At 67.7% G+C, this 16,616-nt stretch carries 13 protein-coding genes; 5 read left to right on the top strand and 8 right to left on the bottom strand.

Annotated features, from left to right (window positions below):
* Positions 1 to 1,206: HNH endonuclease (locus ABD243_RS15625; protein WP_344367345.1), on the top strand; the 1,206-nt coding region annotated here is incomplete at its 5' end.
* Here the strand turns inward: ABD243_RS15625 and ABD243_RS15620 are convergent.
* A complete protein-coding gene (locus tag ABD243_RS15620) occupies positions 1,198 to 2,070 on the bottom strand; it encodes a sulfurtransferase (protein ID WP_344367344.1) in 873 nt (290 codons plus the stop codon). The two genes, ABD243_RS15625 and ABD243_RS15620, sit on opposite strands and share 9 nt — an antisense overlap.
* Before the next feature lie 48 nt (positions 2,071 to 2,118).
* Between ABD243_RS15620 and ABD243_RS15615 the strand changes: the two genes are divergently transcribed.
* Complete coding sequence (locus ABD243_RS15615) at positions 2,119 to 3,240, top strand: PLP-dependent cysteine synthase family protein (protein ID WP_344367343.1); 1,122 nt, start codon at positions 2,119 to 2,121, stop codon at positions 3,238 to 3,240.
* A 38-nt stretch (positions 3,241 to 3,278) separates the two neighbouring features.
* Here the strand turns inward: ABD243_RS15615 and ABD243_RS15610 are convergent, their stop codons facing one another.
* Positions 3,279 to 3,935, bottom strand: coding sequence for an MBL fold metallo-hydrolase (locus ABD243_RS15610; RefSeq protein WP_344367342.1), 657 nt, complete (start codon positions 3,933 to 3,935; stop codon positions 3,279 to 3,281).
* Between the two features lie 136 nt (positions 3,936 to 4,071).
* Between ABD243_RS15610 and ABD243_RS15605 the strand changes: the two genes are divergently transcribed.
* Positions 4,072 to 4,563, top strand: coding sequence for a Fur family transcriptional regulator (locus ABD243_RS15605; RefSeq protein ID WP_237563406.1), 492 nt, complete (start codon positions 4,072 to 4,074; stop codon positions 4,561 to 4,563).
* 145 nt (positions 4,564 to 4,708) lie between these two features.
* Here ABD243_RS15605 and ABD243_RS15600 read toward each other — a convergent pair whose 3' ends face one another.
* From ABD243_RS15600 to ABD243_RS15575, 6 genes are all read right to left on the bottom strand, one after another.
* Positions 4,709 to 5,608, bottom strand: coding sequence for a metal ABC transporter permease (locus ABD243_RS15600; RefSeq protein ID WP_344367341.1), 900 nt, complete (start codon positions 5,606 to 5,608; stop codon positions 4,709 to 4,711).
* Positions 5,609 to 6,424, bottom strand: a complete 816-nt coding sequence (locus ABD243_RS15595) for a metal ABC transporter ATP-binding protein (protein ID WP_344367340.1) — start codon at positions 6,422 to 6,424, stop codon at positions 5,609 to 5,611.
* Between the two features lie 50 nt (positions 6,425 to 6,474).
* Complete coding sequence (locus ABD243_RS15590; protein WP_344367339.1) at positions 6,475 to 7,434, bottom strand: metal ABC transporter solute-binding protein, Zn/Mn family; 960 nt, start codon at positions 7,432 to 7,434, stop codon at positions 6,475 to 6,477.
* 131 nt (positions 7,435 to 7,565) lie between these two features.
* A complete protein-coding gene (locus ABD243_RS15585) occupies positions 7,566 to 8,630 on the bottom strand; it encodes a hemolysin family protein (protein WP_116766884.1) in 1,065 nt (354 codons plus the stop codon).
* On the bottom strand, positions 8,627 to 9,964 hold the full coding sequence (locus ABD243_RS15580) for a hemolysin family protein (RefSeq protein ID WP_344367338.1): 1,338 nt from the start codon (positions 9,962 to 9,964) through the stop codon (positions 8,627 to 8,629). The genes ABD243_RS15585 and ABD243_RS15580 overlap by 4 nt, the downstream gene beginning before the upstream one ends.
* Positions 9,965 to 10,266: 302 nt before the next feature.
* Positions 10,267 to 11,754, bottom strand: coding sequence for a GuaB1 family IMP dehydrogenase-related protein (locus ABD243_RS15575; RefSeq protein ID WP_344367337.1), 1,488 nt, complete (start codon positions 11,752 to 11,754; stop codon positions 10,267 to 10,269).
* Positions 11,755 to 12,046: 292 nt separating this feature from the next.
* Between ABD243_RS15575 and ABD243_RS15570 the strand changes: the two genes are divergently transcribed.
* Together ABD243_RS15570 and ABD243_RS15565 are read left to right on the top strand one after the other, a co-directional pair.
* Complete coding sequence (locus ABD243_RS15570) at positions 12,047 to 15,847, top strand: multifunctional oxoglutarate decarboxylase/oxoglutarate dehydrogenase thiamine pyrophosphate-binding subunit/dihydrolipoyllysine-residue succinyltransferase subunit (protein WP_344367336.1); 3,801 nt, start codon at positions 12,047 to 12,049, stop codon at positions 15,845 to 15,847.
* A gap of 111 nt (positions 15,848 to 15,958) precedes the next feature.
* Complete coding sequence (locus ABD243_RS15565) at positions 15,959 to 16,558, top strand: GDSL-type esterase/lipase family protein (RefSeq protein ID WP_091249367.1); 600 nt, start codon at positions 15,959 to 15,961, stop codon at positions 16,556 to 16,558.
* Positions 16,559 to 16,616 lie beyond the last annotated feature (58 nt).

The raw sequence follows: 16,616 nt of genomic DNA, 5'->3' as shown, positions 1-16,616 counted from the left end.
GTCGGCGCGCAGATCGCCCTGGCCCGGCGCGAATCCCCCGCCAAAGGCAGCCGCCTCCTGGGCCTGGCCAAAGCCCTCGTGACCGAAATGCCGCACACCCTCACCGCCCTGGAAACCGGGAACCTCAACGAATGGCGCGCCACCTTGCTCGTGCGCGAAACCGCCTGCCTGACCGCCGCCGACCGGGCCGGGGTCGATGAGGAAATGGCCGCCGACACCGGCGCCCTCGCCGGGGCCGGGGACCGGGGCCTGATCGCCGCGGCCCGCACCGCCGCCTACCGGCGCGACCCGCGCTCCGTCACCGACCGCGCCGCGCACGCCGCCACCGACCGGCACGTCAGCCTCCGCCCGGCCCCGGACACCATGACCTGCCTCACCGCTCTGCTCCCCGTCGCCCAGGGCGTGGCCGTCTACAACGCCCTGACCCGGCACGCCGACTCTTGCCGCTCCGCCGGAGACCCCCGCACCCGCGGCCAGGCCATGGCCGACGCGCTCGTCGAACGCACCACCGGCACCCCCGGCGGGATCGCCGGCATCGAACTCCAACTCATCATGACCGACCGCACCCTCCTCCAGGCCGACTCCGAACCCGCCCGGCTCCCCGGCTACGGCACCGTCCCCGCCGGCTGGGCCCGCAAAATCCTGACACCGGACGAGAACCCAGCCCCGGACATCCGGCTCCGCCGCCTCTACACCCGCCCCGGCACCGGGGACCTCGTCGGGATGGACTCCCGGGCCCGGATCTTCCCCGCCGGGCTCCGCCGCTTCATCCAAACCCGCGACGACACCTGCCGCACCCCCTACTGCGACGCCCCGATCCGGCACCTGGACCACATCATCCCCTGGCACCACGGCGGACAAACCACCGGCACCAACGGCGCCGGGCTCTGCGAAGCCTGCAACCACACTAAAGAAACCCCCGGCTGGAACGCCCAGCCCCGCCCCGGCCCTAGGCACACATTCCTGCTAACGACGCCGACCGGCCACACCTATCCCTCCACCGCGCCGCCACTGCCCGGGACGCCATTTCGCCCACCAGCGTCAGATCAGCCAAGGTCCCGCCAACCACACCTCATCACCTATCGAGCGAAGGGCGCTCAAGATTCGCAAGGACGCCGTCATCACGGCGGCCTAATGCCAGCCGACCGCTGGTTGGCAGCCTGTCGGTTGTCGCGAACCTGCCAGCGCGCACGGGCACTAGTTTGAAGCCGCGTCCTCGCCATACGGGGCGGCTCCGGTGATGACCTCGTTCGAGGCGCTGTGGCACCACTCGGAGAACGAACCGGGGTACAAAGCAGCGGGAAAGCCGGCGATCTCAAGGGCGGCGATTTCGTGGGCCGCCGTCACCCCGGAACCGCAGTACACGGCGGTGGGGACGCCTGCACGGTAGCCGAGCCGTTCGAAGCGTTCCCGCAGCTCGGCCGGGGGCAGGAATCGCCCGTCGGGCTGCAGATTCCCGGTGGTGGGGGCACTCACGGCGCCCGGAATATGACCGGCGCGGGGATCCACGGGTTCGACTTCCCCGCGGTACCGCTCCCCCGCCCTGGCATCGAGAAGCAGCCCGCGCCGACCCCAGGAAGCCGCCTGGCCGGCGTCGATCGCGGGCATGGCTCCCCCGGACAGCGTGACAGTCCCCGATGCAGGCTGCTCGGCTCCGGCTACCAGATCGAACCCGGCAGCGCGCCAGGCGGCCAGGCCGCCGTCGAGCAGCTGGACGGAACGGAAGCCGGCGTTGCGCAGCATCCACCACAGCCGGGCGGCGGCCATGTTGCCGCTGTCGTCGTACGCCACGACGGCGTCGCCATCGTTGATGCCCCAGCGGCGCGCGGACTCCTGGAACTGCTGCGGCGTCGGCAACGGATGCCGCCCGCGGCTCGGTTCCGCGGGGCCGGCGAGTTCGGTGGCCAGATCCACGAAGATGCCCCCGGGGATGTGTTCGCGCAGGTAGTGGTCGTGGCCGTGAGGGTCACCCAACGCCCAGCGAACATCCAGGAGCACTGTGCGGCGGCCCGTTTCTCGGGCGCTGTCCAACCGGTCTTTGAGGGCAACTGCATCGATGAGGGTGTCCATGCGCCCACTCTATCTTCGGCGTCCCGCCGCCTTCGGTAGGCTGTAGCGGTGAACACCGCGCACCGACACGACCGGGCCTGGGCCGACGAAGCCGTCCGCCGGATCAACGCCGAGAACAACCGATCTGCCGACACCCACCTGTATTCCGTCCCGCTCCCGGAGCACTGGGGCGTGCAGCTGTACCTGAAGGACGAATCCACCCACCGCACGGGCAGCCTCAAACACCGCCTGGCACGGTCGCTGTTCCTGTTCGGCCTCGTCAACGGCTGGATCCGGGAAGGCACCACGATCGTCGAGGCCTCCAGCGGCAGCACCGCCGTCTCCGAGGCCTATTTTGCGCAGCTGCTCGGACTGCCCTTCATCGCGGTCATGACCCGGACCACCAGCCGGGAGAAGATCGCCCTGATCGAGCAGTTTGGCGGCTCGTGCCATTTGGTGGACCATGCCTCCGAGGTCTACGACGCCGCCGCCGGCCTCGCCAGCAGCACCGGCGGGCACTATATGGACCAATTCACATACGCCGAACGGGCCACAGACTGGCGCGGGAACAACAACATCGCCGAGTCGATCTTCGGCCAGCTGGCCCTGGAGGAGCATCCGGTCCCCCGCTGGGTGGTGGTCGGGGCAGGCACCGGCGGCACCAGCGCCACGATCGGCCGCTACCTGCGCTATCAGCGCCATGAGACGAGACTCGCCGTCGTCGATCCGGAAAACTCCGCGTTCTATCCGGGCTGGCGGGACAGCCAGTCCGACGGCGGGACCACCGCCGCCCGCGGCACGCCTGCTGCCGGGACGCCGACGGGCCTGCCGTCCCGCATCGAGGGCATCGGCCGGCCGCGGATGGAGCCGAGTTTTGTGCCGGCCGTGATCGACCACATGATCCAGGTTCCCGACGCCGCATCCGTGGCGGCCATGCGCCACCTCAGGGAGCACGCGGGGCTACACGCCGGGCCGTCCACCGGCACCAATCTCTGGGGCGCGTGGCAGCTCATCGCCGGGATGATCGCCGAGGGCCGCCGGGGCAGTGTCGTCACGCTCATGTGCGATGCCGGCGACCGCTATGCCGGGAACTACTACAACGCGGAGTGGCTGGCTGCCCACGAACTGGACCCCGAACCCCACGAGGCCGTGCTGCGCGGCTTCTTCGAGAGCGGTGTGTGGCCGGCCTGAGCCGCCCGGGCGCCCGCGGTGGCTAAACCTCCAACGGGCTAGACCTCCACCGAGTCTCCGCTGGAGAGGTGCCGGTACTCGGTGCCGTATTTCGCTCCGATCCGGGTCACATGCCCTTCTATCAGGCCCCGGCCGGTGTCGTTCAGGAGCGCGTCGTGGACCGGGAACGCCAGCGGCGCGCGGACGCCGATCACAAAGTCCACCACTTCGCCCACCTTGTTCCACGGGGCGTGAATGGGGACCAGCAGCGTCCGGACCTCGACGCCGTCGGGAATCGCGAAGGAGTCCCCCGGGTGGTAGACGTTGGCATCCACGAGGTAGCCCACGTTGGCCACGACGGGAATCTGCGGATGGATGAGGGCATGCTGACCCCCGAAGGTCCGGACCGTGAAGCCTGCCGTCTCAAAGTCCTCACCGACGGCCGCCGCGTGGATGCGGCTCCCGGCGTCGGGCGCCTTGCTGCGGAGCGTGGCGGCCACAGCCTCCGGGGCGAACAGCTCAAGGGCGGTGTTGCCCTGCAGCGCCGCGGCGACGGCGTCGACGTCAACATGGTCCGCGTGCTCGTGCGTGATCAGCACGGCATCCGCCCCGGCCAGCGCCTGGTCCGTCTCAGAGAACGTACCCGGGTCGAGCACCAGCACCCGGCCGTCCTTCTCGAGTCGGACACAGGCGTGGGTGAATTTGGTCAGCTTCATCCAGCCAGCCTAGGCAACACCCGTCACGGTGTCCACGGAGCGCTGCCGGCAATCTTGGACGCTGGTAATCTTGGACATTGCCACCACCCCTCAGCGGGTCCCCCCGCGAAACCCCCAAAGCGAAGCGAGTTCCACGATGTCCCAGGGCGCCACCGCCGGCAACAGCCGGATTCCGGCCCCGGCGTCAGCGCCGAGACCCGTCTCGTCAGCGGCACCCGCGCAGGGCAAGGAGCAGCGCGTCACCAAACAGCGTCTCGCCGTCAGTGCCGCCCTGGACGATCTGGCGGACTTTGTCAGCACGCAGGAGCTGCACCGCATTCTCCAGGAGCGCGGGAGCACGGTGTCCCTCGCGACGTCCTACCGCATCTTGCAGTCCCTCGCCGACGACGGGCTGGTGGACGTCCTGCGCAACGCCGACGGTGAAGCCGTGTATCGGCGCTGCGCCGTCACCGGGCACCACCATCACCTGCTGTGCCGCAACTGCGGCAAGGCCGTGGAAGTTGAAGCACCCGCGGTCGAAGCCTGGGCCGCGAGGATCGCGAAAGAGCACGGATTCACGGCTGTGGAGCACACCGTGGAAATCTTCGGGCTATGCCCCGAGTGCACGGCGCTGAAGACCGCAAAGTAGCCTCGCCGTCGAAGTTCCCTGCAGCACGACGGCCGAATTTCCTCGCCTTTGACGTAAATCCGCGGCAATCAACCAGCGGGTCGCGGCGCCACGCGGTCGATCCTGCGCAAAGCTGGGGAAAATGGGACGCGGCAGGCGCACGCGCTCAAGCCACCGGCGTCGAGGTAGGGGTCGGCGTGCGGACAACCCGGCCGTTAAGTCCCCGATTCGCCCGCGCGCCGCCGATCACCCGGCAGGCTACGTAGATCAGGAACGACAGCGTGGTGACGTAGGGGCTGATGGGTAGCCGGCCGCCGAGGGCCAGCAGGATTCCGCCGACGGTCGCCGTCATGGCGAAGACGATGCTCAAGGTGACCACCAGCCGGGGCGAGGACGTGACCCGCATGGCCGCCGCCGCCGGCGTGATCAGCAGGGCCAGCACCAGCAGGGCGCCCACAATCTGGATCGACAACGCCACGCTGATGCCCAGCAGCACCATGAAGGCCAGGGACAGGGCCCGCACCGGGACGCCGCGGGCGGTGGCGACGTCGGGGTCCACGCTGGCAAAGGTCAGTGGCCGCCAGATGGCGACCAGCGCCAGCATCACCACGACGGCGGCGGCCGCCAGGACCTGCAGCTGGACCGTTCCGACAGACACAATCTGCCCTGTGAGCAGGCCGAACTTGTTGGCGGCCCTGCCCTCATACAGGGACAGGAACAGGATGCCCAGGCCCAGCCCGAACGGCATGATGACGCCGATGATCGAGTTCTTGTCCCGCGCACGGACGCCCATGAGGCCCAGCACCACGGCCGCCAGCACCGATCCTGCCAGCGAGCCGAGAATGATGTCCGCGCCGATCAGCAGCGCGAACGCCGCACCGGCGAAGGAGAGTTCAGAGATGCCGTGGACCGCGAAGGCGAGGTCGCGTTTCATCACGAAGGTGCCCATGAGGCCCCCCAGCAGCCCGAGGACGGCGCCGGCCCAGATCGAGTTCTGCACCAGGACCAGCAGCTCGCCGTAGTTTTCGAAGTTGAAGATTGAATGCAGCAGGTTGCCCAGATCCATCTAGCCCACCTCTCCCGCGACTGAATGCGCGTCGTGGTGGTGGTGCGTCGTGGCATCGGGCAGCCCCACCACGATCAGCCGGCCGTTGGCCTGAATGACTTCCACGGGGCTGCCATAGAGATCGGAGAGCACCTCGGTGGTCATGACCTCAGCAGGAGTGCCTACCCGGAACCGTCCGCCGGCCAGGTACAGGACGCGGTCCACGTAGTCCATGATCGGGTTGATCTCGTGCGTCACGAACACCACGGCGCTGTCGGCATCGCGGCATTGCTTGTTGATCAAGGCGCTGACGGCCTGCTGGTGCTGAAGATCCAGGGACAGCAGCGGCTCGTCGCACAAGAGCACCTTGGGATCGGTGGCGAGGGCCTGGGCCACGCGCAGGCGCTGCTGCTCACCGCCGGACAGCTGCCCGACCGGCACTTTGGCGTAGTCGCTGGCGCCGACGAGCTCCAGGAGTTCGTCCACCTTCCGGTTCACTTTTGCCCCGCCAAGGCGGATGCCCCAGCGGTGGCCGTCGAGGCCGAGGGCCACGAGGTCGCGGGCGCGCAGCGGCGTGTCGGGGTCGAAAGATTTTTGCTGCGGGACATAGCCGATCCGGCGGCTTCCCCGTTCGACGGGCCGGCCGTCAAGCACGGCCGTGCCCGTGCTCAGCTCCTGCAACCCGAGCAGGACCTTGAGGAATGTGGTCTTGCCGCTGCCGTTGGGGCCGAGTACGGCAAAGAATTCACCCGGGTTGATGTCCAGGTCCAGGTCCTCCCACAGTGTCCGCTGGCCGAAGGACAGGGAGGCGCCGCGGAGGCTCACTACCGGTGTCAAATGAGGTTTCCTCGATTTCCCTACGGAGACAGACGCTTCCGTTGTTGCGATCATCCTAGGGCCTTGCTGATGCTCTCCACATTTGCGGTCATCCATTGCAGGAAGGTCTGGCCCTCGGGAAGGGTTTCGCTGAAGTTCACGACCGGGACGCCGGCGGACGCGGCGGCCTTCTTCAGCGCCAGAGTCTGCGGCCCCTCAGTCTGGGTATTGTAGGCCAGCAGCCGCACGCTCCCCGATCCCACGAGATCGACGGCGGCCTTGAGGACGGCCGGCGGGACATCGGCGCCTTCCTCGATCGCCGCCGTGTACTCGGCGGGGGTCTTGTTCTCAAGTCCTGCATCTTCCAGCAGGTACAACGGCACCGGTTCGGTGACGGCCACGGGCACGTGATCCTTCGCGGACTTCATCGCGGCGAGCTTGGTTTCCAGGCCGCCGAGCGAGTCCTTGAATGCGGCCGCGTTGGTCCGGAACGTCTCCGCCGAGGCGGGTTCCAGCGTGCCGAGTTTGTCCGCAATGGCGTCCGTAAGGCGGGACATGGCCGGCAGGCTGTACCAGACGTGCTCGTTCAGCCCGGTGGCCGCATGGGTGTGGCCGGAGGCCTCGGGGCTCGCCGCCGCCGGGCTTTCGGAGGCAAGGCCGGAGACGTCCACGGCGCTGATCACATTGCCGCGGTCCAGCCCGGTGTCGGTTGCGAGCGTGTCGATGAAGGTGTCGTATCCCCCGCCGTTCTCCACCACGAGTTCGGCCTTGGAGACAGCCAGTTTGTCCTGGGTGGTGGCCTCGTAGGAGTGCGGGTCCTGGCTGGTGCGGCTGATGATCGAGCTGACCCGGACCTTGTCGCGGCCGATGCTGGAGACGATGTCGCCATAGACACTCGTAGAGGCTACGACGTCGACGACGCCGTCGCCCGCGGTCCCCCGGGCGCTTCCCGCCGTCGGAGCGCACGCGGTCAGCAGGAGGCCTAAGCCGGCAAAGCCAGCCAGCACGGCTCGGGCAGCGGGACGGCGCACGGGAAACCTCGGATCTGTTATTGAGAATCAGGAGCAATAGCAACAGCCTGAGTGTATCCCTAAATAGGAATCATTCCTATTTAGGGATACCCGGCGCGGCGCCGTGCCGCCCGTCCGCTGCTGGCAATGCGCTACTGGTCCTGGCCGAGCCTCCGGTAGCCGGTGGCCTGCGTCGCGTCGCGGATCTCGCCCACCAGCTGCTCGATCACGTCTTCCAGGAACAGCACGCCCTGGGTCAGCCCGTCGGGCCCGATCACGCGGGCCAGGTGCGAGCCTGTGCGCTGCATGACGGACATGGCCTTCTCGATTTCGTCGTCCATGGCGAGGTTCGCCAGCGACCGGATGCGGCTTTCCGCAATCGCCTGGTGGTATCCGGCGTCGGGGATGGACAACACGTCCTTGATGTGGAGGTACCCGGACAGCATGCCGTCGTCGTCGAGCATCGGGAAGCGCGAAAAACCGGTCCGGCTCACTGCCTTTTCGAATTCCGCCGGCGTGGTGGCCGCTTTGAGCATGACGAGCTTGTGCAGCGGGACCATCACGTGGGACGCCGTGTGCTCCGAGAACTCCAGCGCTCCGGTGATGAGCCCGGCGTCGTCATCCACGAGCCCGTGGCGGGTGGATTCCTGCACGATCGACTGCACTTCCTCCAGGGTGAAGGAGGACGTGACCTCATCCTTCGGCTCAATCCGCATCAGCTTCAGGATGTGGTTGGCGGACCAGTTGAGGGCCGCAATGACGGGCTTGACCACGCGGGCAATGAACATCAGCGGCGGAGCCAGCAGCAGCGCCGCTTTGTCCGCGACGGACACCGAGATGTTCTTCGGCACCATTTCGCCAAACGTGACGTGCAGGAACGTCACCACCAGCAGGGCGACGGCGAAGGCCACGAGGTCCGCGGCCTCCATCGGGATGCCCGCCGCTTCCAGCGGCACCGCCAGGAGGTGGTGGATCGCGGGTTCGGCCACCTGCAGGATCAGCAGCGAACAGACAGTGATGCCGAGCTGGGCGCACGCGAGCATGAGGGAGACGTTTTCCATGGCCCGCAGGGTGGTCTGCGCGCGCTTCGAGCCGGCCTCGGCCAGCGGCTCGATCTGGCTCCGGCGGGCGGACATGATGGCGAATTCAGCCGCCACGAAGAAAGCGTTGCCGACCAGCAGGACGGCAAGCCACAGGATTCCTGCCCAGTCGCTCATGCGGCACCTGCCTGGCTGGCGGGCTGGCCGCTGCCCTGGACCCGGGCGGGCCGGAAGCAGATCCGGTCGATCCGGCGGCCGTCCATGCGGGTCACGCTGAGCGTTCCGCCGACGACGTCGACTGTGTCGCCGACTGCCGCGATGCGGCCAAGCTGGCTCATGACGTAGCCTCCCACCGTTTCGTAGGCAGCTTCGTCGGGCACGGTCAGGCCCGGGATCTGTTCGGAGAGTTCATCGGGCCGGAGCAGCCCGGGGAAGTACCAGTCGCCCGAGGCGCTCTGAAGCAGCCCCGGCCGGACTTTGTCATGTTCATCGGCCACTTCCCCAACAATTTCCTCCACGAGGTCCTCCAGCGTGGCGACGCCGGCCGTTCCGCCGTACTCGTCGAGGACGACGGCCAGTTGCAGGTTGCCCTCACGCAGTTCGGCGAGGAGGGCATCCAGGTGGATGGTTTCGGGCACCCGGAGAACATCGGTCATGATGGCGCCGGCCTGCAGTTTGGCGCGGCGGTCCGCGGGAACGGCGATGGCCTTCTTGATATGGACCACGCCGCGGATGTCATCGGACGACTCGCCGATCACCGGGAAACGGGAGTAGCCGGTGCGCTTGGCGGCCTCGACGATGTCCGACACAGGCTGGTCGGCGTCGATGGTCTCCACCCGGATGCGGGGGGTCATGACGTCCGCGGCGGTCCGGCCGGAGAACTTCAGGGTCCGGGCGATGAAGTTGGCCGTTCCGGCGTCGAGCGTGCCCATGGCCGCGGAGCGGCGCACGAGGGAGGCGAGTTCTGCCGGCGTGCGCGCGCCGGAGATTTCCTCCTTGGCCTCCAGGCCGAAGACGTTCAGGACCTTGTTGGAGAAACCGTTCAGGACCACGATTGCGGGCTTGAAGATCGCGGTGAACACCAGCTGGGGCCGGGCAACGGCCTTGCCGATCGGGAAGGACAGGGCGATCGCCATGTTCTTGGGCACCAGTTCGCCGATCACCATGGAGAGCAGGGTGGCGAGCGCCATCGCGAGGATCAGGGAGACGGAGGCGACCGCCGCTGCCGGTACTCCGATGGCCGCGAGCGGGCCTTCGAGCAGCTTGCCGACGGACGGTTCCATGACGTAGCCGGTCAGCAGCGTGGTCATCGTGATGCCGAGCTGGCAACTGGAGAGCTGGGTGGAGAGGGACTTGAGGCATTTGAGCAGAGGCTCGGCGGCGGCGTCTCCGCCGTCGACCGCGCGCTGCACTGTCGTCTGGTCAAGGGCGACCAGGGAAAATTCCACGGCAACGAAGAAACCGGTGCCGAGGATGAGCAGGAGCCCTGCTACGAGGAGAAGCCATTCCATTTAATGGCCTGCTTCCGGAGAGGCGGCGCACAGCCGGTGCCGTTGCGGGGTGTGGAGTGGCTGGAGTCGGCGGGCCGGCGGAGGATGGTCGGCGGCAGCCGACCCTGTGTCCTGGAAGGCTCCGGAGTGGCGAATGGCCGGAGAGTGATGGGCGCGTGAACGGGGTTTGCCGGCTCTGCGGGTGGACTGCGCGGGAACGGTTTCCGTTCTTCGCTGACAGCCCCCAGGCCGGCACCTAGATTTACTGTCCATAAGAATTTCAGTCTACAGGAGCAGCCGCCGCCAGCCCCCGAGCTGCGGCGTCACCAGCTTTGCGGGACGGGGCGGCCTTCCTCGTACCCGGCCGCGGACTGAATGCCGGCCACGGCACGTTCGCGGAAGGCGGCGAGATCGGCGGCGCCGGCGTAGCTCATGGAGCTGCGCAGGCCGGCGGTGATCATGTCCAGCAGGTCCTCGACGCCGGGCCGCACCGGATCCACGTACATCCGGGACGTGGAGATGCCCTCCTCGAAGAGGGCCTTGCGGTCCTTCTCAAAGGCGCCCTCGCGCTGGTTGCGGTTCTGCACGGCGCGTGCGGACGCCATGCCGAAGCTCTCCTTGTACTGCCGGCCGCCCGCGTCCAGCTGAAGGTCTCCCGGGCTTTCGTGAGTGCCGGCAAACCAGGACCCGATCATGACCTGGCTCGCCCCGGCGGCCAGGGCCAGGGCGACGTCGCGCGGGTAGCGCACACCGCCGTCGGCCCACACCCGGCCCCCGGCGTCCCGCGCTGCCGCGGAACATTCCAGGACGGCGCTGAACTGGGGGCGGCCCACGGCCGTCATCATGCGGGTGGTGCACATGGCGCCCGGACCCACGCCGACCTTGACGATGTCCGCTCCGGCCTCGATGAGTTCCCGGGTGGCCTCGCCGGTCACCACGTTGCCGGCCACGACGGGCACGCCGGGGTTGAGTCCCTTCACGGCGGCCAGGGCGTCGAACATTTTCTGCTGGTGGCCATGCGCGGTGTCGAGGACCAGCACGTTGACGCCGGCAGCCAGGAGTTCGGCCGCCCGCCCGGCCACGTCACCGTTAATCCCGACGGCGGCAGCCACCTTGAGTTTGCCGTCCTCGTCCAGGGACGGGCGGTAGATGGTGGAGCGAAGGGCGCCCTTGCGGGTGAGCACACCGGCCAGGACACCGTCCTGCTGCACCGGCGCATAGTCCGTCCCGGCGGCGTCCATCGCTTCAAAGGCGCGGCGGAGCGACTGGGCAGCGCCGGCAGCATCCGCGGCCGGTCCGCCCGTCAGCGTTCCCGTACCGAGCATCCCGGCATCCAGCACGAGCGGCTGGTGGCGCAGGACGGAGGCCAGCGACGCGAAACGGTCCTGGCCCTCGCAGTCGGCGGCACGGACCACTCCGGTGACGGCGCCCGCCGCGTCCACCACCACCACGGCCCCGTGCGGCCGTTTGCCCATCAAGTGCAGGGCATCGATCACCGTGTCCGTGGGCGCCAGGGTGACGGGGGTCTCGAGGACCGGGTGGCGGCCCTTGATCCAGGCTGCAACGTCCCGGATGACATCGAGCGGGACGTCCTGCGGCAGGACGCCCAGGCCGCCGCGGCGGGCCATCGTCTCTGCCATCCGCTTTCCCGTCACCGCCGTCATATTCGCCGCCACCAGCGGAATTGCCGAGCCGGTCCCGTCGTCGGCCGCGAGATCCACGTCCAGGCGCGAGGTGACATCGGAACGGGACGGAACGAGGAAGAGGTCGGAGTAGGTCAGATCGGTGGTGGGTTCATTCAGGAAACGCACGGCTGCTCCTTAGCTGGCACCTTCGGCACCAAACGGTTCTCCCTCGATTCTAGGGGCGATTTCCGGTGCGGCAGCCGCTGCATCCTCGCCGGTTCCGCACGACATCTTCACGCCAATTCAGCGGCCGCCGGGGCAGATCATGATTTGAGTCACGCTTATTGGCGGTTTGGCAAGAATCGTCACTAGACTGGCATGGGTCTGGGTTCACTGGACGCAGAGACTGGCTCGATCGTTGTGCCGAAGCACCGTGGAAGCCAGAGGGAATCAAACTCATGGAAGAGGCGTATTTCAAGTGCCAGAGCAGCCTAGCCACCGTCTACCAGAGGAATTTGGCGGAAACGAGTGGCTCGTTGACGAACTGTACGAGCGTTACCAGCAGGACAAGAACACGGTCGACGCCAAGTGGTGGCCCCTGTTCGAATCCTTTGCAGCTAGTGACGCCTCTTCCGCCAACGGAACGTCCGGCACAGCAGTCGCTGTGCATCCTGCCACCCGTGAACTTCCCGTTGTAGCGCCTGCTGCCGCAGCGCCGGCAGCAGCTGCGCCCTCCGCACCTGCGCCCGCCGCGCCCGCAGCCCCCGCTCCGGCCCCCGCAGCCAAGAAAGCCCCGGCCACCGTCGCCCGGGACGGCTCCAAAACCTCCGACGCCGGCCCCGGCACCGCACCGATCCCGGCACAGCTGCCCAAGAACGTCAAAGCTCCGACGGCGCCGGAAGAGGACGTCGTCTCCGTCCTGCGCGGCCCGGCCAAGGCCATCGCGTCGAACATGGTCACCAGCCTGGAAGTGCCGACCGCCACGAGCGTCCGCGCCATCCCGGCCAAGCTGCTGATCGACAACCGCGTGGTCATCAACTCCAACCTGGCCCGCGCCCGAGGCGGCAAGGTCTCCTTCACGCACCTGATCGGCTACGCCGTCATCCGCGCCCTGTCCCAGTTCCCCTCGATGAACGTCTACTACGACGAGATCGACGGCAAGCCGGTGGCTGTCCAGCCGGCGCACGTGAACTTCGGCATCGCGATCGACATGCCGAAGCCTGACGGCACCCGCCTGCTCATGGTGCCGAACATCAAGAAAGCGGAGACCCTCAACTTCTCCGAGTTCTGGCACACCTACGAGGACCTGATCAAGCGCGCCCGCAACGGCAAGCTGACCGCGGACGACCACTCCGGCACCACCGTGTCCCTGACCAACCCCGGCGGCATCGGCACCGTGCACTCGGTGCCCCGCCTCTCCAAGGGCCAGGCCGCCATCATCGGCGTCGGCGCACTGGACTACCCGGCCGAGTTCCAGGGCGCCAGCGAGAAGATCATCGCGCAGAACGCCATCAGCAAGGTCCTCACCCTGACCTCCACCTATGACCACCGCGTCATCCAGGGTGCCGGCAGCGGCGAGTTCCTCAAGCTTGTGCACCAGCTCCTGCTGGGTGCGCAGAACTTCTACGACGAAATCTTCGAGTCCCTGCGCATCCCGTACGAGCCCGTGCGCTGGAGCCCGGACCTGCAGGTAGACCCTGCCGACGAGATCAACAAGGTCGCCCGGATCCAGCAGCTGATCCACGCCTACCGCGTGCGCGGCCACCTCATGGCGGACACCGATCCGCTTGAGTACGTCCAGCGCAAGCACCCGGACCTCGACGTCCTGACCTACGGCCTGACCCTGTGGGACCTGGACCGCGAATGGCCCACCGGCGGCTTCGGCGGCAAGCCGATGCTGAAGTTCCGCGACATCCTCGGCGTCCTCCGCGACGCTTACTGCCGCACCGCCGGCATAGAGTACATGCACATCCAGGACCCGGCCGAGCGCAAATGGTTCCAGGACCAGATCGAGCACCCGTACTCGAAGCCGAGCCGCGACGAGCAGCTGCGCATCGTCTCCAAGCTCAATGCCGCCGAGGCCTTTGAGACGTTCCTGCAGACGAAGTTCGTCGGCCAGAAGCGCTTCTCGCTGGAAGGCGGTGAGTCCCTGATTCCGCTGCTGGACGCCATCATCTCCGACGCCGCCGACGACGAACTCGACGAAGTGGCGATCGGCATGGCCCACCGCGGCCGGCTCAACGTGCTCACCAACATCGCCGGCAAGACCTACGCCCAGGTCTTCCGTGAATTCGAAGGCACGCAGGACCCCCGCTCGGTCCAGGGCTCCGGGGACGTGAAGTACCACCTCGGCACCGAGGGCACCTTCACCTCGGACAACGGCAAGGAGACCAAGGTCTACCTCGCCGCGAACCCCTCGCACCTCGAGGCCGTCGACTCGGTCCTTGAAGGCATCGTCCGCGCCAAGCAGGACCGCCTGGACCAGGGCGAGGCATTCCCCGTGCTCCCGATCATGGTCCACGGTGACGCCGCTTTCGCCGGCCAAGGCGTAGTGGCCGAAACCCTGAACCTCTCCCAGCTGCGCGGCTACCGCACCGGCGGAACCATCCACATCGTGGTCAACAACCAGGTCGGCTTCACCACCGCCCCGTCGTCCTCGCGGTCCTCCACCTACTCCACGGACGTCGCCAAGATGATCCAGGCGCCGGTGTTCCACGTGAACGGCGATGACCCCGAAGCCGTTGTCCGCATCGGCCAGCTCGCCTACGAGTTCCGCCAGCGGTTCCACAAGGACGTTGTCATCGACATGGTGTGCTACCGCCGCCGCGGCCACAACGAGGGCGACGACCCCTCGATGACCCAGCCGCTGATGTACAACCTGATCGAAGCCAAGCGTTCGGTCCGCAAGCTGTACACCGAATCGCTGATCGGCCGCGGTGACATCACCGAGGAAGAAGCCGAGCAGCTGCTGCGCGACTACCAGGAACGCCTGGAACGCGTCTTCGCAGAGACCCACGCCGCCCAGACGTCCCCGATCCCGATCATCACGGCCGATTCCGCCGCGGTGTCCGATCTCGAACGCCCCATGGCCCAGCAGTCCGATTCCGGCGTGAGCACCCCGACGTCCACCGCGATCTCCGCGCATACCCTGGCCCGCATCGGCAAGGCCCACACCGAGATCCCGGAGGGCTTCACCGTCCACGCCAAGCTCAAGCAGCTGCTGGAGAAGCGCGAGGCCATGTCCCGTGAAGGCGGGATCGACTGGGGCTTCGGCGAGCTCGCCGCGTTCGGCTCGCTCATCATGGAAGGCGTCCCGGTCCGGCTCGCCGGCCAGGACTCGCGCCGCGGCACCTTCGTGCAGCGTCACGCCGTCTTCCACGATCGCGCCAACGGCGACGAGTGGCTGCCCCTGGCCCACCTGTCCGAGGACCAGGCCAAGCTGTGGATCTACGACTCCCTGCTCTCCGAATACGCCGCCATGGGCTTCGAGTACGGCTACTCCGTGGAGCGCCCGGATGCTTTGGTGCTCTGGGAGGCCCAGTTCGGTGACTTCGTCAACGGTGCGCAGACCATCATCGATGAGTTCATCTCCTCCGCCGAGCAGAAGTGGGGCCAGCGGTCCTCGCTGGTTCTGATGCTGCCGCACGGCTACGAGGGCCAGGGCCCGGACCACTCCTCGGCCCGGATCGAGCGTTTCCTGCAGATGTGCGCGGAAGAGAACATGATCGTGGCCAACCCCACGACGTCGGCCTCGCACTTCCACCTGCTGCGCCGCCAGGCGTACAGCAGGCCCCGCAAGCCGCTGATCATCTTCACGCCGAAGCAGCTGCTGCGTCTCAAGGCGGCGGCGTCCTCCGTGGAGGACTTCACCACCGGCTCGTTCCGTCCGGTCATCCCGGAGCACGAGCAACTGCAGCCGGACGCCGTCGAACGCGTCCTGCTGGTCTCCGGACGCCTGTACTACGATCTGCTGTCCACCCGGCAGAAGACCGAGAACAAGACCACGGCAATCGTGCGCGTCGAGCAGCTTTACCCGCTGCCGGCCGCCGAGATCGCCGCGGAGCTGGCCAAGTACCCCAACGCCGAAGTGGTCTGGGCCCAGGACGAACCCGCGAACCAGGGTCCGTGGCCGTTCATCGGCCTGAACCTGCCGGACGCCCTGGACCGCCGGGTCCGCCTCATTTCGCGCCCCGCCTCGGCTTCCACCGCCGCAGGGTCGATGAAGCGCCACGCGGCCGAGCAGGACACCCTGCTCAAGCAGGCATTCGCGCGTAAATAGCGTCATTGCTGCCCGGCCGGAGACTGAAACACAACACTCCGGCCGGGCAGCTCTGTTTAATGGACTGTTAGTGGTCAGCTTGATGGACAGCGTTGAAGTGAAGAGGTAGTCGTGGAAGATCGGAAGCTGCGGATCGCAGCCGTTGGGGACGAGCTGTTGGCCGGGCTCGGTGATCCGCGGGCTCTGGGCTGGTTGGGCCGGGTGCTGGCCCGGACCCCGCAGGACAGCGTCGCCCTGGAGTGCTACCCCCTGCCATGCCCGGAAGAGGGCACCGAAGGAATTGCCGCGCGCTGGCTCGAGGAGGCGGGCCGCCGCTTCGGCAACCACCACGAAAACCGCCTGGTGATCGGCCTATCCGGGCGCGACATCGAATTCGGCCTGTCCACGGCCCGCAGCCGGCTGAACCTCGCCAACATCCTGGACTCCGCCTCGCAGAACAAGATCGAGGTCTTCGTCGTGGGGCCGCCGCCCACCCTCGACCCCGCGCAGAACCGCCGGCTCGGTGAACTCAACACGGCGTTCGCCGACGTCACCACGCGCCGCAAGCACCTCTACGTGGATACCTTCTCGCCGCTCCTGAATCACGAACAATGGCGCCAGGACCTCGCAGCCAACGGCGGCACGCCCGGCCAAGCCGGCTACGGACTCATGGCGTGGCTGGTGCTGCACCGCGGCTGGTTCCAATGGCTCGGCATCGAGGCGCCGGAGTAGCCCGGCCGGCTCTCCCGGGAATTTCGCGATATATCTTGACCCGCCGGAAAGCGCGATA

It is taken from the genome of Arthrobacter humicola, assembly GCF_039531445.1.
In the GTDB taxonomy this organism is placed as follows: Bacteria; Actinomycetota; Actinomycetes; order Actinomycetales; family Micrococcaceae; genus Arthrobacter; species Arthrobacter humicola.
This window is presented reverse-complemented; position numbering and strand designations above follow the sequence as displayed.

Coding starts and splice junctions, on each gene's coding strand:
- ABD243_RS15620 (WP_344367344.1), bottom strand. CDS start 2,070: ATGGACACCCTCATCGATGCAGTTGCCCTCAAAGACCGGTTGGACAGC.
- ABD243_RS15610 (WP_344367342.1), bottom strand. CDS start 3,935: ATGAAGCTGACCAAATTCACCCACGCCTGTGTCCGACTCGAGAAGGAC.
- ABD243_RS15605 (WP_237563406.1), top strand. CDS start 4,072: ATGTCCCAGGGCGCCACCGCCGGCAACAGCCGGATTCCGGCCCCGGCG.
- ABD243_RS15600 (WP_344367341.1), bottom strand. CDS start 5,608: ATGGATCTGGGCAACCTGCTGCATTCAATCTTCAACTTCGAAAACTAC.
- ABD243_RS15585 (WP_116766884.1), bottom strand. CDS start 8,630: ATGAGCGACTGGGCAGGAATCCTGTGGCTTGCCGTCCTGCTGGTCGGC.
- ABD243_RS15580 (WP_344367338.1), bottom strand. CDS start 9,964: ATGGAATGGCTTCTCCTCGTAGCAGGGCTCCTGCTCATCCTCGGCACC.